This window comes from Pseudomonas sp. AC239 (assembly GCF_979258545.1).
The window spans coordinates 3,911,336-3,932,470 of sequence record NZ_OZ409864.1 but is presented as its reverse complement, the minus strand read 5'-3'; the positions used below and the strand labels follow the sequence as shown (position 1 = coordinate 3,932,470).

Sequence of the window (21,135 nt, the reverse complement as noted above, 5' to 3'; positions counted from 1 at the left end):
CAAATGAAACGATCTGCTTTCTTCATCTCCGATGGCACCGGCATTACCGCCGAAACCCTGGGTCAAAGCCTGTTGGCGCAGTTCGAAAACATTACCTTCAGCAAATTCACGCGGCCTTACATCGACAGCGTGGAAAAAGCGCGGGCCATGGTACAACAAATCAACAAAGCCGCTGAAACCGACGGCTTTCGGCCGATCATCTTCGACACCATCGTCAATCAGGACATTCGTGAGATTCTCGCAACGTCCAATGGTTTCATGATCGACATTTTCTCGACCTTCCTCGCGCCGCTCGAACAGGAGCTCACCGAGCATTCTTCCTATACCGTGGGCAAGTCCCATTCCATCGGGCACAACTCCAATTACATGGAGCGCATCGAGGCGGTCAACTTCGCCCTCGACAACGATGACGGCGCGCGCACCCACTATTACGACAAAGCCGATCTGATACTAGTGGGCGTGTCGCGATGCGGCAAAACGCCGACGTGTCTGTACATGGCCATGCAGTTCGGCATCCGCGCGGCCAACTATCCGCTGACCGAAGACGACATGGAACGCCTGACCCTGCCCACCGCCCTGCGCGCCCACCAGCACAAGCTGTTCGGCTTGACCATCGACCCCGACCGCCTCACCGCGATCCGCAATGAGCGCAAGCCCAACAGCCGTTATTCGAGCTACGCCCAGTGCGAGTTCGAAGTGCGCGAAGTGGAAAACCTGTTCCGCCGCGAGAACATTCCCCATATCAATTCCACGCATTTCTCGGTGGAAGAGATTTCGGCGAAGATTCTGGTGGAAAAAGGCGTTGAGCGGCGTTTCAAGTAGGTTTGCGGTGCCAGATCTGACGCCTTCGCGGGCAAGCCCGCTCCCACAGGGTTTCGTGGTGGATACAACATTGCAACCAGCCTGAAAAACCTGTGGGAGCGGGCTTGCCCGCGAAGGCGGTGGCACATTCAGCATCAATGGTGTCTGACCCACCGCTATCGCGAGCAGGCTCACTCCTACAGGTGCTGAAGGCGTTCACAATTCCTGTGTTCATCACGAAACCCTGTGGGAGCCAGCCTGCTGGCGAAGAACGATAACGCGCTCTGTCAGATCACAAATAGATCAATGAATCGATTCACCGCTATGGCTTCCAGCCGCGCCTGATCCCCGCACAGCGCAAAAATCTCCGCGCAACGCTGGCCGGCAAACCGTGTGGCCAGGTTGGCCTTGAACTTGTCCTCCAGCAACGGAATGCCCTCGGCGCGGCGGCGGCGATGGCCGATCGGGTATTCCACCACCACGTTATCGGTGCTGCTGCCGTCCTTGAAAAACACCTGCACGGCGTTGGCAATCGAGCGTTTGTCGGGCTCAAGGTATTCGCGGGTGAAGCGCGGTTCTTCGACGATGACCATTTTTTCGCGCAGCACATCGATGATCGGGTGCGCGTTGTGGAAGTCGTCTTCGTAGTGCTCGGCTATCAGATTGCCGAAAGCCAGCGGCACGGCGGTCATGTATTGCAGGCAATGATCGCGGTCGGCGGCGTTCGCCAGCGGGCCGACCTTGGAAATGATGCGGATCGCCGATTCATGGGTGGTAATGACGATGCGGTCGATCTCATGCAGGCGATTGCGCACCAGCGGGTGCAAGGTCACCGCCGCCTCGCAGGCGGTCTGCGCATGGAATTCGGCGGGGAAGCTGATCTTGAACAGCACGTTTTCCATCACATAACTGCCGAACGGCCGGGAAAAGCTGAAGGCACGCTTGCCCTCGGGTTTCACCGCCAGATCATTGTTGGTGTGGCTGAACGATACCTCATAGAAGCCCCACTGCTTCGCGCTCAACACACCGGGAATGCCCATCTCGCCGCGCATGGCGATGTCGGTCAGCCTTACACCACGACTCGCCGCATCCCCCGCCGCCCACGATTTGCGCGAGCCGGCATTCGGCGCATGGCGATAAGTGCGCAGCGCCTGACCGTCGGCGAAGGCATGGGACAGCGCCGACAGCAGCTGCTCGCGATTGGCGCCCATCAGTCGGGCGCTGACGGCAGTCGAGGCGACTTTCACCAAAATGACGTGATCGAGTCCTACCCGGTTGAAAGAGTTTTCCAGGGCGATCACGCCTTGGATCTCATGGGCCATGATCATTGCTTCCAGCACATCGCGGACCGTCAGCGGCGCCTCACCGTTGGCGACGCGTTTCTGTGACAGGTGATCGGCAACGGCGAGGATGGCGCCGAGGTTGTCCGACGGATGGCCCCATTCGGCGGCGAGCCAGGTGTCGTTGTAGTCGAGCCAGCGGACGATGCAGCCGATGTCCCAGGCGGCTTTGACCGGGTCGAGACGATAACTGGTGCCCGGCACTCGTGCACCGAACGGTACAACCGTGCCCTCGACGAGCGGGCCAAGGTGTTTCGTGCATTCGGGGAAACGCAGGGCTAGCAAGCCGCAGCCCAGCGTGTCGATCAGGCAATTGCGCGCGGTGTCCAGCGCCTCGGCGGAGTCGGGCTTGAAGGTGAGGACGTAGTCGGCGATGTCCTGCAGGACTGCGTCGTAATCGGGGCGATTGTTCAGGTCGACGTTGGCGCTCATGTTCGATTCACTCGTGAAGTGGTTCGTTGATGGGACCTCGGTTCAGGGCTAACGATTTCTTATGATTGAAATGCAATCCACAGTGGGAGCGAGCCTGCTCGCGAAGGCTGAGTGTCAGTCAACATTTGCATGTCTGATGCATCGCTTTCGCGAGCAGGCTCGCTCCCACAAGGATACTGCTGTTGCTTAAAAGCAATCACCGGGCACGCGGACGTAACCTTCCATGAGCACCCGCGCACTGCGGCTCATGATGGCTTTTTTCACCATCCACTCGCCATTCTCCAGCGTCGCCTCAGCGCCCACGCGCAACGTCCCGGACGGATGCCCGAAACGCACCGCATTGCGTTCAACGCCCCCCGCCGCAAGATTGACCAACGTCCCGGAAATAGCTGCCGCCGTGCCGATCGCCACTGCGGCCGTGCCCATCATTGCGTGGTGCAGCTTGCCCATCGACAACGCGCGCACCAGCAGGTCCACATCACCAGCAGCGATCGCTTTACCACTCGACGCCACGTAATCCGCAGGCTTGGCGACGAATGCGACTTTCGGCGTGTGCTGCCGCTTGGCGGCTTCTACCAGATTGGCGATCAGGCCCATGCGCAACGCACCGTAGGCGCGAATGGTCTCGAACATCAGCAGCGCTTTTGGATCGCCGTTGATCGCGCCCTGGAGTTCGGTGCCGGTGTAGCCGATGTCTTCGGCGTTGACGAAGATCGTCGGGATCCCGGCGTTGATCATGGTCGCCTTGAACGTGCCGACACCCGGAACCTCGAGTTCATCGACCAGATTGCCGGTGGGGAACATCGAGCCACCACCGCCCTCTTCTTCCGCCGCCGGATCCATGAATTCGACCTGCACTTCGGCCGCCGGAAAGGTCACGCCGTCGAGCTCGAAATCACCGGTTTCCTGCACTTCGCCATCGGTGATCGGCACGTGGGCAATAATCGTTTTGCCGATGTTGGCCTGCCACACGCGCACCACCGCAACACCGTTGTCCGGGATGCGGCTGGCGTCGACCAGACCGTTGCTGATGGCGAACGAACCGACCGCGGCCGAGAGGTTGCCGCAATTGCCGCTCCAGTCCACGAACGGCTTGTCGATCGAGACCTGCCCGAACAGGTAGTCGACGTCGTGATCGGCACGGGTGCTTTTCGACAGGATCACGGTTTTGCTGGTGCTCGACGTCGCGCCGCCCATGCCGTCGATCTGCTTGTCGTACGGGTCGGGGCTGCCGATCACCCGCAGCAATAAAGCATCGCGGGCCGGGCCTGGAACCTGCGCGGCTTCGGGCAGATCCGTGAGGCTGAAGAACACGCCTTTGCTGGTGCCGCCGCGCATGTAGGTGGCGGGGATCTTGATTTGTGGTGCGTGAGCCATATTGCTCCTTACCGAAAGCATGGGACTTGAAATCCCATGCCCACATCAGTTGATTTAAACGGCAACCGCCGACTCTTCGAGGAAGTCCTGTGCGAAGCGCTGCAACACGCCGCCGGCCTCGTAGATCGACACTTCTTCAGCGGTATCGAGGCGGCAGGTCACCGGCACTTCGACGCGCTCGCCATTCTTGCGGTTGATCACCAGCGTCAGATCCGCGCGCGGCTTGCGCTCGCCGATCACGTCGTAGGTTTCGCTACCATCGATGGCCAGGGTGTGGCGATTGGTGCCGGGTTTGAATTCCAGCGGCAACACGCCCATGCCCACCAGGTTGGTGCGGTGAATACGCTCGAACCCTTCAGCGGCAATCGCCTCGACACCGGCCAGGCGTACGCCTTTCGCCGCCCAGTCACGGGAGGAACCCTGACCGTAATCGGCGCCGGCAATGATGATCAGCGGCTGCTTGCGCTGCATGTAGGTTTCGATCGCTTCCCACATGCGCATGACCTGGCCTTCCGGCTCGACGCGCGCCAGCGAACCCTGCTTGACCTTGCCGTTTTCCACGACCATTTCGTTGAACAGCTTCGGATTGGCGAACGTTGCGCGCTGGGCGGTCAGGTGATCGCCACGGTGGGTGGCGTAGGAGTTGAAGTCCTCTTCCGGCAGGCCCATTTTCGCCAGGTATTCGCCGGCGGCGCTGTCGAGCATGATCGCGTTCGATGGCGACAGGTGATCGGTAGTGATGTTGTCCGGCAGCACCGCCAACGGGCGCATACCCTTCAATGGACGGGCGCCGGCGAGAGCACCTTCCCAGTACGGCGGACGGCGGATGTAGGTGCTCATCTCGCGCCAGTCGTACAGCGGCGCGACTTTCGGCCCGGTGTCTTCATGCACGGCGAACATCGGAATGTAGACCTGACGGAACTGCTCAGGCTTGACCGACGACTTCACCACCGCATCGATTTCTTCGTCGCTCGGCCAGATGTCTTTCAGGCGGATTTCCCGACCATCGACCACGCCCAGCACATCCTTTTCGATGTCGAAACGGATGGTCCCGGCGATCGCGTAGGCAACCACCAGCGGCGGCGAGGCGAGGAATGCCTGTTTGGCGTACGGGTGAATGCGGCCGTCAAAGTTGCGGTTGCCGGAAAGCACAGCGGTCGCGTACAGATCGCGGTCGATGATCTCTTGCTGGATCACCGGATCGAGGGCGCCGGACATGCCGTTGCAAGTGGTGCAGGCAAATGCCACAACGCCGAAACCGAGCTGTTCCAGCTCAGTGGTCAGCCCCGCTTCGTCGAGGTACAGCGCCACGGTTTTCGAACCCGGCGCCAGCGAGGATTTGACCCACGGCTTGCGCGTCAGGCCGAGCTGGTTGGCATTGCGCGCCAACAGGCCAGCGGCGATGACGTTGCGTGGGTTGCTGGTGTTGGTGCAACTGGTGATAGCGGCGATGATCACTGCGCCATCGGGCATTTGCCCCGGCACGTCATCCCATTGGCCGGAGATGCCTTTGGCCGCCAGATCGGACACCGCGACGCGGGCGTGCGGGTTGCTCGGCCCGGCCATGTTGCGCACCACCGAAGACAAATCGAAGGTCAGCCCGCGCTCGTATTGCGCGCCTATCAGGCTGTCAGCCCACAGGCCGGTGAGCTTGGCGTACTGCTCGACCAGTTGAACCTGCTGGTCTTCACGACCGGTCAGTTTCAGGTAATCGATGGTCTGCTGGTCGATGTAGAACATCGCCGCCGTGGCGCCGTATTCCGGGGCCATGTTGGAGATGGTCGCGCGGTCGCCGAGGGTCAGCGCTGCTGCACCTTCGCCGAAGAACTCCAACCAGGCACCGACGACTTTCTGTTTGCGCAGGTATTCGGTCAGGGCCAGGACCATGTCGGTGGCGGTGATGCCCGGTTGCAGCTTGCCGGTCAGTTCGACGCCAACGCTTTCCGGCAAACGCATCCACGACGCACGGCCGAGCATCACGCTCTCGGCTTCGAGGCCGCCAACGCCGATGGCGATCACGCCCAGCGCATCAACGTGCGGCGTGTGGCTGTCGGTGCCGACGCAAGTGTCCGGGAACGCCACGCCTTCGCGCACCTGAATCACCGGCGACATTTTCTCCAGGTTGATCTGGTGCATGATGCCGTTGCCCGGCGGGATCACGTCGACGTTCTTGAAGGCCTTTTTGGTCCAGTTGATGAAGTGGAAACGGTCTTCGTTGCGGCGGTCTTCGATGGCGCGGTTCTTCTCGAAGGCCTGGGCATCGAAACCGCCCGCCTCGACGGCCAGCGAGTGGTCGACGATCAATTGCGTCGGCACCACCGGGTTGACCTGCGCCGGGTCGCCGCCCTGCAAAGCGATGGCATCGCGCAGGCCAGCGAGGTCGACCAGCGCGGTCTGGCCGAGGATGTCATGGCAGACCACCCGCGCCGGGAACCACGGGAAATCAAGATCGCGCTTGCGCTCGATCAGTTGCTTGAGCGAATCGGTGAGCGTGGCCGGGTCACAGCGACGCACGAGGTTTTCCGCCAGCACGCGGGAGGTGTACGGCAGGGTGTCGTAGCTGCCAGGCGCAATCGCCTCGACCGCCGCGCGGGTGTCGAAGTAATCCAGCGGCGTGCCGGGCAGGTTCTTGCGGAATTCTGTGTTCATCGGGTCAGGACTCGGGTCACGGTGATTACAAGTGATGGGCGTTACACCGGCACTGAAGTGGACTCGGTCAACTGTGGGAGGGGGCTTGCTCGCGAATGCGGGGTGTCATTCAACCGATTTGTCGACTGATACACCGCATTCGCGAGCAAGCCCGCTCCCACATTGGTTACCGGTTTATCCAGCTACCCGTGTTTCACACTCACCCACTAGCGACGTTCGATTGGCACGAACTTGCGCTGTTCGACGCCGGTGTATTCGGCGCTTGGACGGATGATGCGGTTGTTGGCGCGTTGTTCGAACACGTGCGCGGCCCAGCCGGTCAGGCGCGAGCAGACGAAGATCGGCGTGAACAGCTTGGTCGGGATGCCCATGAAGTGGTACGCCGAGGCATGGTAGAAGTCGGCATTCGGGAACAGTTTCTTCTGCTCCCACATGGTCTTGTCGATGGCCTCGGAAACCGGGAACAACACCTTGTCACCAACCTCGTCCGCAAGTTTTTTCGACCAGCCCTTGATCACCTCGTTGCGCGGGTCGCTGTCCTTATAGATCGCGTGGCCGAAGCCCATGATCTTGTCCTTGCGCTCGAGCATGCCGAGGGTGCCTTTGATCGCCTCTTGGGGCGAGGCGAAGCGCTCGATCATTTCCATCGCCGCTTCGTTGGCGCCGCCATGCAACGGACCGCGCAGCGAACCGATGGCCGCGGTCACGCACGAATACAGATCCGACAAGGTCGAAGCGCAAACACGCGCGGTAAAGGTCGAGGCGTTGAATTCATGTTCGGCGTAGAGGATCAGCGACACGTTCATGACTTTGACGTGCAATTCGCTCGGTTTCTTGCCGTGCAGCAAGTGCAGGAAGTGGCCACCGATGGTCGGCTCGTCGCTGACGCAATCGATGCGTTTGCCGTCATGGCTGAAGCGATACCAGTAGCACATGATCGCCGGGAACGCGGCGAGCAGACGGTCGGTCTTGTCGCGCTGTTCGGAGAAATCGTTCTCCGGTTCGATGTTGCCGAGGAACGAGCAACCGGTGCGCATGACGTCCATCGGATGTGCGTCGGCGGGAATGCGTTCGAGTACTTCCTTCAAAGCTTGCGGCAGGTCGCGCAGCTTGCTCAGTTTGGTCTGATAGTCGGCCAATTGCGCTTTGGTCGGCAGTTCGCCGTACAGCAGCAGATAGGCGACTTCTTCAAATTGCGCGTCGGCGGCCAGTTCACGCACGTCGTAGCCGCGATAGGTCAGCCCGGCACCGGCCTGGCCAACGGTGGACAATGCGGTTTGCCCGGCTACCTGACCCCGGAGCCCGGCGCCACTGAGTACTTTTGCTTCGGCCATTGTGTTCTCCAATCTTCTTGAATTTGTATGGGGAAACTTGTGGGAGCGAGCCTGCTCGCGAAAGCGCTGGATCAGTCGACATCAATCTTGGATGTCAGTCCGTCTTCGCGAGCCGGCTCGCTCCCACAGGGTTTTGTTCAGCCTTTTTTCTGTGCAAACAACGCATCGAGCTTCTGCTCGAACGTGTGGTAATCGATACGATCGTAGAGCTCCATGCGAGTCTGCATGGTGTCGATGACATTCTGTTGCGTGCCATCGCGGCGGATCGCGGTGTAGACGTTTTCCGCCGCCTTGTTCATCGCGCGGAACGCCGACAGCGGGTACAGGACCAGCGAGACGTCGGCGCCGGCCAATTGTTCGGTGGTGTACAGCGGCGTTGCGCCGAATTCGGTGATGTTGGCCAGGATCGGTGCTTTCACACGATTGGCGAACAGCTTGTACATGTCCAGTTCGGTAATCGCTTCCGGGAAGATCATGTCAGCGCCGGCTTCGATGCACGCCGCTGCGCGATCGAGTGCCGATTCCAGCCCTTCCACTGCCAGCGCATCGGTACGCGCCATGATCACAAAGCTGTCGTCAGTGCGCGCATCGACGGCGGCTTTGATGCGATCGACCATTTCCTGCTGGCTGACGATTTCTTTATTGGGGCGATGGCCGCAGCGCTTGGCGCCGACCTGATCCTCGATGTGAATCGCCGCCGCGCCGAACTTGATCATCGACTTGACCGTGCGCGCGACGTTGAAGGCCGACGAGCCGAAACCGGTGTCGACATCCACCAGCAGCGGCAGGTCGCAGACATCGGTAATCCGCCGCACGTCGGTGAGCACGTCATCCAGCCCGGTGATGCCCAGGTCCGGCACGCCGAGCGAGCCTGCGGCTACGCCGCCGCCGGACAGGTAGATCGCCTTGAAACCGGCGCGCTTGGCCAGCAGCGCGTGGTTGGCGTTGATCGCGCCGACCACTTGCAAAGGATGCTCGCTGGCGACCGCATCGCGGAAGCGCTGGCCCGGCGTGTTCAGGTTGGAAGTCATGCATCACCTCGTTCAGTGGCTGTCTGGTTGTGGGCGCCGTCCTCGTAGTGACGGGCGATGTTGCGTTTCGAGGCGCCGATGTGGCGGCGCATCAACAATTCCGCGAGCTCGCCGTCGCGGTCGGCGATCGCATCGAGAATGCGGTGGTGTTCGGCGAAGGCCTGGTGCGGGCGGTTCGGCGTGGTGGAAAACTGGATGCGGTACATGCGCACCAGTTGATACAGCTCGCCGCAGAGCATCTGCGTCAGCGTGCGATTGCCGCTGCCCTGGATGATCCGGTAATGAAAGTCGAAATCGCCTTCCTGCTGGTAATAACCGACACCGGCCTGAAACGCAGCATCGCGCTCGTGGGTTTCCAGGACCCGGCGCAGTTCGTCGATCTCCTCGACGCTCATGCGCTCGGCGGCGAGGCGGCAGGCCATGCCTTCGAGGGATTCGCGGATTTCATAGAGCTCGATCAATTCGGCATGGCTAAGCGAAACCACCCGCGCCCCAACATGCGGCACGCGCACCAGCAGGCGCTGGCCTTCCAGACGATGGATCGCCTCGCGCAACGGCCCGCGACTGATGCCATAGGTGCGCGCCAGTTCCGGCTCGGAGATCTTGCTGCCCGGGGCGATCTCGCCTTTGACGATAGCGGCCTGGATGCGCCGGAAGACGTTTTCCGACAGCGTCTCGGAATCGTCGCCACTGATGACCGGGGGATCGAGCTGATCCAGCATGATTGTCGACACCTTCAAATCCAATGCGGCAAAAACTAGCTAATAAGGCCGCACCAGTCAAAGGATAAATAGGTATTGTCGACAATCGTCTAATAACCGCAATCAACTGAGCACTCAGCCAGTGTGGGAGCGAGCTTGCTCGCGAAAGCGGAATGTCAGTCAACGTTGCTTCGAATGGCACGCCGCCTTCGCGAGCAAGCTCGCTCCCACAGGGGCTCCCACAGGGATAATTGCTCAACGCCCATGGAGCGGCGCAAGCGCTGGCGCCATAAAACCACCGTGCTAGAATGCCGCCCGCATTTGCGGGTCTTTGTACGGCTTGCCATAAAAAGCTGATAGGCACACGCGGGGGTTTGCGCACGGTTGTGCGGGGCACCTGAACCGATAACGGAACGCTGCGCACCAGGATTTATGAGACTCAAGCCTTTCCCCACCTTTTTTGCTCTGTTTTGCCTGCCCGGCCTCGCCGCCGCGGGGGAAAAAACCGTGTACGGCCTCAACGAATACGCTTCGCTTGACGGTATCAATCTCGAAGTCGCGGCCAAGCTCGACACCGGCGCGAAAACCGCCTCGCTGAGCGCTCGCGACATCAAACGCTTCAAACGCAACGGTGAATCCTGGGTACGTTTCTACCTGGCGATCGACGCCGCGCATTCGCACCCCATCGAACGGCCGCTGGCGCGGGTCAGCAAGATCAAGCGCCGCGCCGGCGACTACGATCCGGAAGAAGGCAAGCAGTACACCGCACGCCCGGTGATCGAGCTGGATATCTGCATGGGTTCGGCATTGCGCAGCATCGAAGTGAACCTCACCGACCGAAGTGCGTTCCAATACCCGCTCTTGATCGGCTCCGAGGCGCTGAAACGCTTCGACGCGCTGGTCGACCCCAGTCTTAAATACGCTGCCGGCAAACCTGCCTGCACCATCGCCGCTCATACCGCCGAGTAATTTCCATGCGTTCTCTTACCTTTCACCTGAAAATCCTGATCGCCGTGCTGGTGCTGCTGGGCGTTTCGGTTACGGCCTATCAGATTTTCGTGCTCGGCATCCCGGTGACCGAAGACGCCACCGACGACCTGTGGAACATCGACGCCAAGGTCGAGTTCGTCGCCAGCACCAAGGATCCGGTGAAGATCCAGATGTTCGTGCCGCCATTGAGCCGCGATTACGTCAGCCTCAACGAAAGCTTCATCTCCAATAATTACGGCGTCGCGGTCAACCGCGTCGACGGCAACCGCAAGGTGACCTGGTCGGCCCGCCGCGCCAAGGGCAACCAGACGTTGTATTACCGCCTGGTGCTGACCAAGCGCTATACCGCGGAAAAATCCAAGGTCAAAGGCCCGACCTTCCGTGACAGCATGGTCATCGAAGGCCCTGAAAAGATCGCCGCCGAAGCCCTGCTCGCACCGATCCGCCAACATTCGGCCGACGTCGAAACCTTTATTGGCGAGGCGATCAAGCGCGTCAACAATGTCAACGACGACAACGTCAAGCTGCTGCTGGCCGGCGATCCGTCGACTTCGCACAAAGCCAAGATCGTCGAACTGCTGCTGTCGATTGCCCACGTTCCGGTAGAAAAAGTCCACACCATCCGCCTCGTCGCCGATCAGCCCCAGACTCCCGAACTGTGGCTGCGCAGCTTCAACGGCAACGACTGGCTGTACTTCAACCCGGAAACCGGTGAACAAGGCCTGCCAACCGACCGCCTGCTGTGGTGGACCGGTGACGAAAACCTGATCACCGTCGACGGCGGCAAGAAAGCCAACGTGACTTTCAGCCTGAACAACAGCGAGATGAACGCGATTCGTCTGGCCAAGCTGACCGACGAAAACACCGACGCCAACTTCCTCGATTACTCGCTGTACGGCCTGCCGCTGCAGACCCAGCAGACCTTCATGATCATGGTGATGATCCCGATCGGCGTGCTGGTAATCCTGATCCTGCGCAACCTGATCGGCCTGCAGACGCTTGGCACGTTCACCCCGGTGCTGATCGCCCTCGCCTTCCGCGAAACGCAGCTGGGCTTCGGCATTCTGCTGTTCACGGTGATCACCGCGCTGGGCCTGTCACTGCGCTCGTACCTCGAACATCTGAAACTGCAGATGCTGCCACGCCTGTCGGTGGTACTGACCTTTGTCGTGGTGTTGATCGCGGCGATCAGCCTGTTCAGCCACAAGCTTGGCCTTGAGCGTGGCTTGTCGGTGGCGCTGTTCCCGATGGTGATTCTGACCATGACCATCGAACGCCTGTCGATCACCTGGGAAGAACGCGGCGCCAACCATGCGCTGAAAGTCGCCATCGGTACGCTGTTCGCCGCCTCCCTGGCGCACCTGATCATGACCGTGCCGGAGCTGGTGTACTTTGTCTTCACCTTCCCGGCGATCCTGCTGATTCTGGTCGGCTTCATGCTGGCGATGGGTCGCTATCGCGGCTACCGCCTGACCGAGCTGGTACGTTTCAAGGCCTTCCTGAAGAAGGCTGACGCCTGATGTTCGGTTTCTGGAAGACCTGGAAGGCCCTCGAGGCGCGCGGCATCATGGGCATCAACCGCCGAAACGCGGACTACGTGCTCAAGTACAACAAGCGCAGCCTGTACCCCATTGTCGATGACAAGATCCTCACCAAGGAACGCGCCATCGCCGCCGGCATCCACGTGCCGGAGCTGTACGGGGTGATCTCCACCGAGAAGGAAATCGACAAGCTCGACGAGATCATCGGCGGGCGCAACGACTTCGTGATCAAACCGGCGCAGGGCGCGGGCGGCGACGGCATCATCGTCATCGCCGACCGCTTCGAAGGCCGCTATCGCACGGTGTCGGGCAAGATTCTCGCCCATGAAGAGCTCGAGCATCACATCTCGAGCATCCTCACCGGCCTGTACTCGCTGGGTGGCCACCGCGACCGCGCGCTGATCGAATACCGCGTGACCCCGGACCAGATCTTCAAGAGCATCAGCTACGAAGGCGTGCCGGACATCCGCATCATCGTGCTGATGGGTTACCCGGTAATGGCGATGTTGCGCTTGCCGACGCGCCAGTCCGGTGGCAAGGCCAACCTGCACCAGGGCGCCATTGGCGTTGGCGTCGATCTGGCCACCGGTTTGACTCTGCGCGGGACTTGGCTGAACAACATCATCACCAAACACCCCGACACCACCAACGCGGTGGATGGCGTGCAACTGCCCTACTGGGACGGTTTCATGAAACTCGCCGCCGGCTGCTATGAGCTGTGCGGGCTGGGTTACATCGGTGTGGACATGGTGCTCGATCAGGAGAAAGGCCCGCTGATTCTTGAGCTGAATGCGCGGCCGGGGCTGAACATCCAGATCGCCAACGATTGCGGGCTGACGTTGCGTACCCACGCGGTTGAAGCGCGACTGGAAGAGCTGAAAGCGCGGGGCGTTAAGGAATCGGTAGAAGAGCGGGTGGCGTTTACCCAGGAGATGTTTGGGCATATTCCTGCGGTCGAGGGCTGATCCAGAATCGAGTCGCGGCTTTCGCGAGCAGGCTCGCTCCCACATTGGAATGCAATCCCCTGTGGGAGCGAGCCTGCTCGCGAAGGCGGACTTCCTGCCACCACGAGCCGCAAGCGTGCCGCCCATCTGCCAATCGCCGACATCCCCTCTAGGAGCAATTCCCGCAGAGGACTACAATCCCCACCCCGCCTCTACGGCCGATCTGCCCCGCCCATGCTGACCTGTTCCGTACACCCACTGCCCTACCGTGCCAATCCCGCCGACTATTTCGCGGCCATCCGCAATGCCCCCGGCGCCGTGCTGCTCGACAGCGGCCGGCCGAGCGCCGAGCGCGGCCGTTATGACGTGCTCAGCGCCTGGCCGCTGGAACAACTGGCGGTGTTGCCGGACGAAAGCGGTGCGCACTTTCTGCAGCGCCTGCGTGACAACCTTCGCCGCCTGGGCGACGCGCAGGTGCCTGCCGGGTACGAATTGCCGTTCGCCGGCGGATTGATCGGTTATTTGAGCTACGACTTCGGCCGGCATCTGGAAAACCTGCCGAGTCAGGCGCTGGATGACCTGCAACTGCCCGATGCGCGTTTCGGCCTGTACAACTGGGCGCTGATCAGTGATCACCACGGGCAAACCAGCCAACTGGTCTTTCATCCATCGCTGGCTGACAGTGAACGGCAGCGATTGGTCGCGCTGTTCACTCAGCCTCAAGTTGACGCGCTGGCCCCCTTCAAACTGAACGCCCCGATGGCCGCTGATCTCTCGGCCGAGGATTACCGTCAGGCGTTCGAGCGTATTCAGGATTACATCCAGGCCGGCGACTGCTATCAGGTCAACTTCGCGCAACGCTTTCGTGCTGAATGCCAGGGCGATCCGTGGCTGGCTTATTGCGCATTGCGCCAAGCCTGCCCGACGCCGTTTTCCGGCTTCCAGAGCCTGCCCGATGGCGGCGCAGTGCTGAGCCTGTCACCGGAACGCTTCGTCAGAGTCAGCCAGCGTCAGGTCGAAACCCGCCCGATCAAAGGCACCCGCCCCCGTGGCGTCACCCCAGTCGAAGACGCGGCCAACGCCGCCGAACTCTTGGCCAGCCCCAAGGACCGCGCGGAAAACCTGATGATCGTCGACCTGCTGCGCAACGACCTCGGGCGCACCTGCCGCATCGGCTCGGTGCGGGTGCCGGAGTTGTTCAGTCTGGAGAGTTATCCGAATGTGCATCACCTGGTCAGCAGCGTGACCGGTGAACTGGCGGCGGATCGTGATGCGCTGGACCTGATCGCCGGCAGCTTCCCCGGCGGCTCGATCACCGGCGCACCGAAGATTCGGGCGATGCAGATCATCGACGAACTGGAGCCGACCCGGCGCGGTTTGTATTGCGGATCGTTGCTGTACCTGGACGTGCGCGGCGAGATGGACAGCTCCATCGCCATTCGCAGTCTGTTGGTCAAGGATGGCCAGGTGTGCTGCTGGGGCGGCGGCGGGATTGTCGCCGATTCGGACTGGCAGGCGGAGTATCAGGAGTCGATGACCAAAGTGCGGATCCTGCTCGATACCCTGCAGAACCTCTGAAAGCTTAGAAGCTTCGCGAGCAGGCTCGCTCCCACAGGGAAATGCATTCCAATGTGGGAGCGAGCCTGCTCGCGAAGACGTCCTTCCAGACGACTACAAACTCAACTCTCTATTAGAGGCTTTGAGGAACTCCTGCTTCAGCTCTTCAAACGAATGCACCGCCGGGAACTGCGGAAACTCGCGAATCACGTTGTCCGGCGCATGAAACAGAATCCCCGCATCCGCCTCGCCGAGCATGGTCGTGTCGTTGTACGAATCACCCGCCGCGATCACCCGGTAGTACAGGCTCTTGAACGCCAGCACCGACTGGCGCTTGGGATCTTTCTGACGCAGTTGATAGCCCGTCACCCGACCGCTTTCGTCAGTGATCAAGCGATGGCAGAGCAAGGTCGGGAAACCCAGTTGGCGCATCAGCGGCTGCGAGAATTCATAAAAAGTGTCCGAGAGAATCACCACCTGGAAACGCTCGCGCAGCCAGTCGACGAACTCCGCCGCGCCGTCCAGCGGTTTCAGCGTGGCGATGACTTCCTGAATGTCCGAGAGCTTGAGACCGTGCTCATCGAGGATGCGCAGACGCTGCTTCATCAATACGTCGTAGTCGGGAATGTCCCGGGTGGTAGCCTTGAGGGCGTCGATTCCGGTTTTTTCGGCGAAGGCGATCCAGATTTCCGGTACCAGTACCCCTTCAAGATCCAGGCAAGCAATTTCCACAAGACACTCCCGTTTGTAGTGATTATTGAGTCGAGCGAGGCCGAACTCTAGCGTCTGCACCAGACGCGCGCAACGCAGAGGACGCCCCGGCCCCGGCAGCTTTTTGTTACCATCGGCCCCCTATAGAGCGCCCGAGCGCCATTGACCTGTAGGAAGCCGCCCTGATGAGCCCAACGTTCGACGTCGTGGAACTCGCCACGACCTATGCCAACAAATCCGCCCAGGACATCCTCAAACTCGCGTTCGCCGAGTTCGGCGATGACTTGTGGATATCTTTCAGCGGCGCCGAGGACGTGGTGCTGGTGGACACGGCGTGGAAGCTGAACAAGAACGTCAAAGTGTTCAGCCTCGACACCGGCCGCCTGCATCCGGAGACCTATCGCTTCATCGAGCAAGTGCGCGATCACTACAAGATCGATATTGAAATCGTCTCGCCGGACTACACGAAACTCGAACCGTTCGTGAAGGAAAAAGGCCTGTTCAGTTTCTATAGAGATGGCCACGGCGAATGCTGCGGCATCCGCAAGATCGAACCGCTGCGGCGCAAGTTGTCCGAGGTCAAAGCCTGGGCCACCGGCCAGCGCCGCGACCAGAGCCCGGGCACCCGCAGCGCTGTGGCAGTGCTGGAAATCGACACGGCCTTCTCGACGCCGGAACGCACCCTGTACAAGTTCAACCCACTGGCGCAGATGACCAGCGAGGAGATCTGGGGTTACATCCGCATGCTCGAACTGCCCTACAACAGCCTGCACGAGCGCGGTTTCATCAGCATCGGCTGCGAACCCTGCACTCGCCCGGTACTGCCGAACCAGCACGAACGCGAAGGCCGCTGGTGGTGGGAAGAAGCCACGCAGAAAGAATGCGGGCTGCATGCGGGGAATATCATCAGCAAGAGCAAGGTTTGATCCCCCATTTATAGAAAGATCTGTGAGAGCGAGCCTGCTCTCGAAAGCGCGGTTCCAGTCAACGTTTCAGTTGCCTGATCCACCGCATTCGCGAGCAGGCTCGCTCCCACATTGATATGTGCCAGGCACATAAAAGGTGTACACAAGGTTGTCACCATCGGTGCCATTTATGTGTGCACTTTCAGTTCTGACGCCCTGAAAAGTTACACTCCCCAGCAGAATCCCCATCCGCTTGCCCCTCTGCAAATTCCCTCCCCTGAAAAAAATTCCTGTCCAATCGATCAATTTATATCGCCTGTTTTTCAGCCACTTATGCCGCATTGATAACTATTCGAAATGAGCCCTGCCGCTTATAGATTGGCAACTGGCACAAATCTGGCTTTATCGCATACATGTTTTGTATACAAAACTGCGAAACATACACACTTTCGATCCGCAAGCCTGAAGCGCCCTATCCCGTACAGGCTGCAGATGCCCCGTAACCAGTGATGTCTTTCCGCCGCGCCGAAGATTTGTCGAGCCTGAGCGCTCATGCACAGTCATCGCGGGGGGAACATCAGGAGCCTGCCGGAATGCGTACAAGTCTTTCGAATAACATCGCGCTGAATCTGCCCTCCTCCACGCTCGATCAACCGTTGCCCGATGACGGGCTGAGCGAGCCGCTGCAACTGAGCCCGCGTCTGCACAACAGCGATCTGGCGCCGACCAAAGCCGAAGGCCGGCGCTGGGGCCAGTACAGCATCTTCGCCCTGTGGACGAACGATGTGCACAACATCGCCAACTACTCGTTCGCTATCGGCCTGTATGCGCTGGGTCTGGGCGGCTGGCAGATTCTGTTGTCGCTGGGGATCGGCGCGGCGCTGGTGTATTTCTTCATGAACCTGTCCGGGTACATGGGGCAGAAAACCGGTGTACCGTTTCCTGTGATCAGCCGGATCAGCTTCGGCATCCACGGTGCGCAAATTCCTGCACTGATCAGGGCGGTTATCGCCATCGCCTGGTTCGGTATTCAGACGTACCTCGCCTCGGTGGTATTCCGCGTCTTGCTGACTGCTGTGCATCCGGGCTTCGCCGAATACGATCACAACTCTATACTCGGCTTGTCGAGCCTGGGCTGGGGGTGCTTCGTGGCGATCTGGCTGGTGCAACTGGCGATTCTTGCCTACGGCATGGAAATGGTACGCCGCTACGAGGCGTTTGCCGGGCCGGTGATTCTGCTCACCGTAGCCGCGCTCGCCGGGTGGATGTACTTCCAGGCCAACGCGACCATTGCCTGGTCGATCCGCGAGCCGCTGACCGGTGGCGAAATGTGGCGCAACATCTTCGCCGGCGGCGCGTTGTGGCTGGCGATCTACGGCACGCTGATCCTCAACTTCTGCGACTTCGCCCGTTCTTCGCCGTGCCGCAAAACCATCAAGGTAGGAAATTTCTGGGGCTTGCCGGTGAACATTCTGGTGTTCGCAGCGATTACTGTGCTGCTGTGCGGCGCGCAGTTCCAGATCAACGGGCGGATCATCGAAAGCCCGACCGAGATCATCGCCTCGATCCCCAACACATTCTTTCTGGTGCTCGGCTGCCTGGCTTTTCTGATCGTCACCGTCGCAGTGAACATCATGGCCAACTTCGTCGCCCCGGCGTTCGTCCTCAGCAACCTGGCGCCGAAGTACCTGACCTTCCGCCGCGCCGGGCTGATCAGCGCGACCATCGCCGTGCTGATCCTGCCGTGGAACCTCTACAACAGCCCGCTGGTGATCGTGTATTTCCTGTCGGGCCTCGGCGCCCTGCTCGGCCCGCTGTACGGGGTGATCATGGTCGACTACTGGCTGATCCGCAAAGGCCGGATCAATGTGCCGCAACTCTACAGCGAAGACCCCAACGGCGCTTATTACTACAGCGGAGGCATCAATTTCCGCGCGGTGGCGGCGTTTATTCCTGCAGCGCTGATCGCCATCGTCCTGGCGCTGGTGCCCGGTTTCCACAGCGTTTCGCCGTTCTCCTGGCTGATCGGTGCCGGTATCGCCGGCATGCTTTACCTGATCGTCGCCAAACGCCAGACGCATTACGCCGACGTCAGCGGCGAGTGCATCGCTGTGGATAACGTCAGCCACTGATCCCTTCGCGGCCCGGTTTTCGGGCCGCACCACTGCCCGCAATAAGGATTTTCCATGCGTATTCTCGTGGTCAACGTCAACACCACCGAATCCATCACCGACGCCATCGCCCGCTCGGCGCAGGCCGTCGCTTCACCCGGTACCGAAATCGTCGGCCTGACCCCGTACTTCGGCGCCGAATCGATTGAAGGCAATTTCGAAAGCTACCTCGCCGCCATCGCCGTGATGGACCGGGTGATGGCCTACGATCAACCGTTCGATGCGGTGATCCAGGCCGGCTACGGCGAACATGGCCGCGAAGGCTTGCAGGAATTGCTCAACGTGCCGGTAGTGGATATCACTGACGCGGCGGCCAGCACCGCGATGTTCCTCGGCCATGCCTACTCGGTGGTGACCACGCTGGATCGCACCGTGCCGCTGATCGAGGATCGGCTGAAATTGTCCGGCCTGTGGGATCGCTGTGCCTCGGTGCGCGCCAGCGGGCTGGCGGTTCTGGAGCTGGAACATGAACCGCAGCGTGCGCTGGAAGCGATCGTGCAACAGGCCGAACTGGCGGTGACTCAGGACAAGGCCGAGGTGATTTGCCTGGGCTGCGGCGGCATGGCCGGGCTGGATGAACAGATTCGCCGCCGCACCGGCGTGCCGGTGGTGGATGGCGTGACAGCGGCGGTGACGATTGCCGAATCGCTGGTGCGCTTGAAGTTGTCGACCTCCAAGGTGCGCACGTATGCCACGCCACGGCCGAAGAATATTGTTGGCTGGCCGCAGCGCTTTGCTCGATAGACCGCGTTACCGTTTATCGCGAGCAGGCTCACTCCTACATTTGGAATGCGTTCTCCTGTGGGAGCGAGCCTGCTCGCGAATGAAAACGGCTCGCTCCCAAGCCCTATTCAAATAGCACTGAACCGCCGCACCAACCCCTGCTCAGCAAACTGCTCAATTACAAAATCCACAAACGCCCGGGTCTTGCCCGGCAACAATTTGTGCTCGGCGTAATAGATCGAGATGTTGCCGTCATCGACAAACCAGTCCGGCAGCACCCGCTGTAACGTCCCGGCCTGAAGATACGCAACCGCAAACGGCATGCTCACCAGCGCGATCCCCAGACCTTGCATCGCCGTTGCACAGGCAGCCTCGGAATCACTCATGGTCATCCGCGCCCGCAACGTCAGCGGACTGTGTTGATGATCCCGATGGGTAAGTTGCCACGAACGCACACGCCCGGTCTGCGGTGAGCGGATCAGGATGCCATCATGTTGCTTGAGGTCATCGGGATGACTGATCGGCGCATGGTTGTGCAGATAATCCTCCGATGCCACAAGTACCCGATGCGCCGGCGTGAGCCTGCGCGCAACCACGCCTTGGGGCAGTTCAAAGCCGCCGCCAATTGCCGCATCAAAGCCCTGCCCGATCAGATCGACCTGGCGGTTATCGAAATGCCAGTCCGGGTTGATCGCCGGATAGCGCCGCAGGAACTCACCGAGCAGCGGCACGATATACAGACGGCCGAATACCGTGCCCATGCTGACTTTCAGCGTACCGGCCGGTTGCCCTCCGGCGCTGGCCAGATTGGCCACGGCATTCTGGATGGTGGTCAGGCTGGCGCTGACTTCACTTAAAAACAGCTGCCCCGCTTCGGTCAGGGTCAGGCTGCGTGTACTACGCTGGAACAGCCGCACGCCGAGCCGCGCCTCCAGTTTCGCCACGCTTTTACCCACTGCCGCCGGGGTCAGGCTCAAGCGTCGTGCGGCCTCGGCAAAGCTGCCGACCTCGGCGCTGCGCACAAAGCATTCGATACTGCTGAACGTTTCCATGATCGCCACTATAAACTTCTGGTTTACACAGACTATAGCAATCATGGTCTACCCGGTTGTCGATGCCACGCCGATACTCGGCACCAACACCAAGGCATTCCGCCTTGAACACTTGGAGATCGAACATGACCACTCAACACCTCAGCGGCAAAGTCGCTCTGATTCAAGGCGGTTCGCGCGGCATCGGCGCAGCCATCGTCAAACGTCTGGCCGCTGAAGGCGCCGCCGTCGCTTTCACCTACGTCAGCTCCACCGCGAAAGCCGAAGAATTGCAGAACAGCATTACCGGCAACGGCGGCAAAGCCTTGGCGATCAAGGCTGACAGCGCCGATGCCAGCGCGATTCGCCACGCCGTCAGCGCCACCGTCGAAGCGTTTGGCCGGCTGGACATTCTGGTGAATAACGCCGGCGTATTGGCCATCGCGCCGCTGGAAGATTTCAAACTGGAAGACTTCGATCAGACTTTGGCCATCAACGTGCGTAGCGTGTTCATTGCTTCGCAGGAAGCGGCGAAACACATGGGCGAAGGCTCGCGGATCATCAACATCGGCAGCACCAACGCCGATCGCATGCCCTTCGGCGGTGGCGGCGTGTACGCGATGAGCAAATCGGCACTGGTCGGCCTGACCAAAGGCTTGGCCCGCGATCTCGGCCCTCGGGGCATCACCATCAACAACGTGCAACCTGGCCCGGTCGACACCGACATGAACCCGGCCCACGGCGACTTTGCCGACAGCCTGATCCCGCTGATGGCCGTCGGTCGTTACGGCACCGCCGATGAAATCGCCAGCTTCGTCGCCTACCTGGCAGGGCCGGAAGCCGGTTACATCACCGGTGCCAGCCTGACCATCGACGGTGGCTTCGGCGCCTGACAGA

Annotated in this window: 17 protein-coding genes; 9 read left to right on the top strand and 8 right to left on the bottom strand. The window is 60.7% G+C overall.

Annotated elements, in window-relative coordinates:
• Window positions 1-3: 3 nt before the first annotated feature.
• A complete protein-coding gene (gene ppsR, locus ACZ0AZ_RS17950) occupies window positions 4-822 on the top strand; it encodes a posphoenolpyruvate synthetase regulatory kinase/phosphorylase PpsR (protein ID WP_016773826.1) in 819 nt (272 codons plus the stop codon).
• A gap of 266 nt (window positions 823-1,088) precedes the next feature.
• Here the strand turns inward: ppsR and prpD are convergent, their stop codons facing one another.
• The 6 genes from prpD to ACZ0AZ_RS17920 form a co-directional block, all read right to left on the bottom strand.
• Complete coding sequence (gene prpD / locus ACZ0AZ_RS17945; RefSeq protein ID WP_463537824.1) at window positions 1,089-2,573, bottom strand: 2-methylcitrate dehydratase; 1,485 nt, start codon at window positions 2,571-2,573, stop codon at window positions 1,089-1,091.
• A 186-nt stretch (window positions 2,574-2,759) separates the two neighbouring features.
• The gene (gene prpF, locus ACZ0AZ_RS17940; RefSeq protein ID WP_463537823.1) at window positions 2,760-3,950 is read right to left on the bottom strand and encodes a 2-methylaconitate cis-trans isomerase PrpF; all 1,191 of its coding nucleotides are present in this window, start codon (window positions 3,948-3,950) and stop codon (window positions 2,760-2,762) included.
• Between the two features lie 54 nt (window positions 3,951-4,004).
• A complete protein-coding gene (acnD, locus tag ACZ0AZ_RS17935; RefSeq protein WP_463537822.1) occupies window positions 4,005-6,599 on the bottom strand; it encodes a Fe/S-dependent 2-methylisocitrate dehydratase AcnD in 2,595 nt (864 codons plus the stop codon).
• Between the two features lie 206 nt (window positions 6,600-6,805).
• Window positions 6,806-7,933 carry a bifunctional 2-methylcitrate synthase/citrate synthase gene (gene prpC / locus ACZ0AZ_RS17930; RefSeq protein ID WP_129999203.1) on the bottom strand — a complete coding sequence of 376 codons (1,128 nt, stop codon included), beginning with the start codon at window positions 7,931-7,933 and terminating at the stop codon, window positions 6,806-6,808.
• 137 nt (window positions 7,934-8,070) lie between these two features.
• Entirely contained in the window at window positions 8,071-8,964 is an 894-nt protein-coding gene (gene prpB, locus ACZ0AZ_RS17925; protein WP_024012298.1) for a methylisocitrate lyase, read from the bottom strand.
• Complete coding sequence (locus ACZ0AZ_RS17920; RefSeq protein WP_185757875.1) at window positions 8,961-9,683, bottom strand: GntR family transcriptional regulator; 723 nt, start codon at window positions 9,681-9,683, stop codon at window positions 8,961-8,963. The genes prpB and ACZ0AZ_RS17920 overlap by 4 nt, the downstream gene beginning before the upstream one ends.
• Window positions 9,684-10,097: 414 nt before the next feature.
• Between ACZ0AZ_RS17920 and rloA the strand changes: the two genes are divergently transcribed.
• From rloA to pabB, 4 genes are all read left to right on the top strand, one after another.
• Entirely contained in the window at window positions 10,098-10,634 is a 537-nt protein-coding gene (gene rloA / locus ACZ0AZ_RS17915; RefSeq protein ID WP_039762988.1) for a retropepsin-like aspartic peptidase RloA, read from the top strand.
• 5 nt (window positions 10,635-10,639) lie between these two features.
• Window positions 10,640-12,175 (top strand): osmotic stress tolerance membrane protein RloB, encoded by a 1,536-nt coding sequence (rloB, locus tag ACZ0AZ_RS17910; protein WP_116659146.1) that lies wholly within the window; start codon window positions 10,640-10,642, stop codon window positions 12,173-12,175.
• Window positions 12,175-13,161, top strand: a complete 987-nt coding sequence (locus ACZ0AZ_RS17905; protein WP_071171576.1) for an alpha-L-glutamate ligase-like protein — start codon at window positions 12,175-12,177, stop codon at window positions 13,159-13,161. Before rloB ends, ACZ0AZ_RS17905 begins: the two co-directional genes overlap by 1 nt.
• A 213-nt stretch (window positions 13,162-13,374) precedes the next feature.
• On the top strand, window positions 13,375-14,718 hold the full coding sequence (gene pabB, locus ACZ0AZ_RS17900; RefSeq protein WP_463537821.1) for an aminodeoxychorismate synthase component I: 1,344 nt from the start codon (window positions 13,375-13,377) through the stop codon (window positions 14,716-14,718).
• 93 nt (window positions 14,719-14,811) lie between these two features.
• Here the strand turns inward: pabB and thrH are convergent, their stop codons facing one another.
• The gene (gene thrH / locus ACZ0AZ_RS17895) at window positions 14,812-15,429 is read right to left on the bottom strand and encodes a bifunctional phosphoserine phosphatase/homoserine phosphotransferase ThrH (RefSeq protein WP_039762985.1); all 618 of its coding nucleotides are present in this window, start codon (window positions 15,427-15,429) and stop codon (window positions 14,812-14,814) included.
• 164 nt (window positions 15,430-15,593) lie between these two features.
• Here thrH and ACZ0AZ_RS17890 point away from each other — a divergent pair, with 164 nt between their 5' ends.
• The 3 genes from ACZ0AZ_RS17890 to ACZ0AZ_RS17880 all read left to right on the top strand — a co-directional run bounded on the left by ACZ0AZ_RS17890 (window position 15,594) and on the right by ACZ0AZ_RS17880 (window position 19,228).
• Window positions 15,594-16,334, top strand: coding sequence for a phosphoadenylyl-sulfate reductase (locus ACZ0AZ_RS17890; protein ID WP_463537820.1), 741 nt, complete (start codon window positions 15,594-15,596; stop codon window positions 16,332-16,334).
• A gap of 572 nt (window positions 16,335-16,906) precedes the next feature.
• A complete protein-coding gene (locus tag ACZ0AZ_RS17885; protein ID WP_463537819.1) occupies window positions 16,907-18,445 on the top strand; it encodes an NCS1 family nucleobase:cation symporter-1 in 1,539 nt (512 codons plus the stop codon).
• 54 nt (window positions 18,446-18,499) lie between these two features.
• Complete coding sequence (locus tag ACZ0AZ_RS17880) at window positions 18,500-19,228, top strand: aspartate/glutamate racemase family protein (protein ID WP_129999208.1); 729 nt, start codon at window positions 18,500-18,502, stop codon at window positions 19,226-19,228.
• A gap of 107 nt (window positions 19,229-19,335) precedes the next feature.
• Here ACZ0AZ_RS17880 and ACZ0AZ_RS17875 read toward each other — a convergent pair whose 3' ends face one another.
• The gene (locus tag ACZ0AZ_RS17875; protein WP_463537818.1) at window positions 19,336-20,259 is read right to left on the bottom strand and encodes a LysR family transcriptional regulator; all 924 of its coding nucleotides are present in this window, start codon (window positions 20,257-20,259) and stop codon (window positions 19,336-19,338) included.
• 125 nt (window positions 20,260-20,384) lie between these two features.
• Here ACZ0AZ_RS17875 and ACZ0AZ_RS17870 point away from each other — a divergent pair, with 125 nt between their 5' ends.
• Window positions 20,385-21,131: a 3-oxoacyl-ACP reductase family protein gene (locus ACZ0AZ_RS17870; RefSeq protein WP_129999210.1), complete on the top strand. Its 747-nt coding sequence runs from the start codon at window positions 20,385-20,387 to the stop codon at window positions 21,129-21,131.
• Window positions 21,132-21,135 lie beyond the last annotated feature (4 nt).

Bases quoted from the DNA above. Each gene is read 5' to 3' on its own strand.
- rloB (WP_116659146.1), top strand. From the start codon at position 10,640: ATGCGTTCTCTTACCTTTCACCTGAAAATCCTGATCGCCGTGCTGGTG.
- ACZ0AZ_RS17905 (WP_071171576.1), top strand. From the start codon at position 12,175: ATGTTCGGTTTCTGGAAGACCTGGAAGGCCCTCGAGGCGCGCGGCATC.
- prpC (WP_129999203.1), bottom strand. From the start codon at position 7,933: ATGGCCGAAGCAAAAGTACTCAGTGGCGCCGGGCTCCGGGGTCAGGTA.
- prpB (WP_024012298.1), bottom strand. From the start codon at position 8,964: ATGACTTCCAACCTGAACACGCCGGGCCAGCGCTTCCGCGATGCGGTC.
- ACZ0AZ_RS17885 (WP_463537819.1), top strand. From the start codon at position 16,907: ATGCGTACAAGTCTTTCGAATAACATCGCGCTGAATCTGCCCTCCTCC.
- ACZ0AZ_RS17890 (WP_463537820.1), top strand. From the start codon at position 15,594: ATGAGCCCAACGTTCGACGTCGTGGAACTCGCCACGACCTATGCCAAC.
- prpF (WP_463537823.1), bottom strand. From the start codon at position 3,950: ATGGCTCACGCACCACAAATCAAGATCCCCGCCACCTACATGCGCGGC.
- ppsR (WP_016773826.1), top strand. From the start codon at position 4: ATGAAACGATCTGCTTTCTTCATCTCCGATGGCACCGGCATTACCGCC.
- ACZ0AZ_RS17870 (WP_129999210.1), top strand. From the start codon at position 20,385: ATGACCACTCAACACCTCAGCGGCAAAGTCGCTCTGATTCAAGGCGGT.
- ACZ0AZ_RS17880 (WP_129999208.1), top strand. From the start codon at position 18,500: ATGCGTATTCTCGTGGTCAACGTCAACACCACCGAATCCATCACCGAC.
- rloA (WP_039762988.1), top strand. From the start codon at position 10,098: ATGAGACTCAAGCCTTTCCCCACCTTTTTTGCTCTGTTTTGCCTGCCC.
- pabB (WP_463537821.1), top strand. From the start codon at position 13,375: ATGCTGACCTGTTCCGTACACCCACTGCCCTACCGTGCCAATCCCGCC.
- acnD (WP_463537822.1), bottom strand. From the start codon at position 6,599: ATGAACACAGAATTCCGCAAGAACCTGCCCGGCACGCCGCTGGATTAC.
- prpD (WP_463537824.1), bottom strand. From the start codon at position 2,573: ATGAGCGCCAACGTCGACCTGAACAATCGCCCCGATTACGACGCAGTC.
- ACZ0AZ_RS17875 (WP_463537818.1), bottom strand. From the start codon at position 20,259: ATGGAAACGTTCAGCAGTATCGAATGCTTTGTGCGCAGCGCCGAGGTC.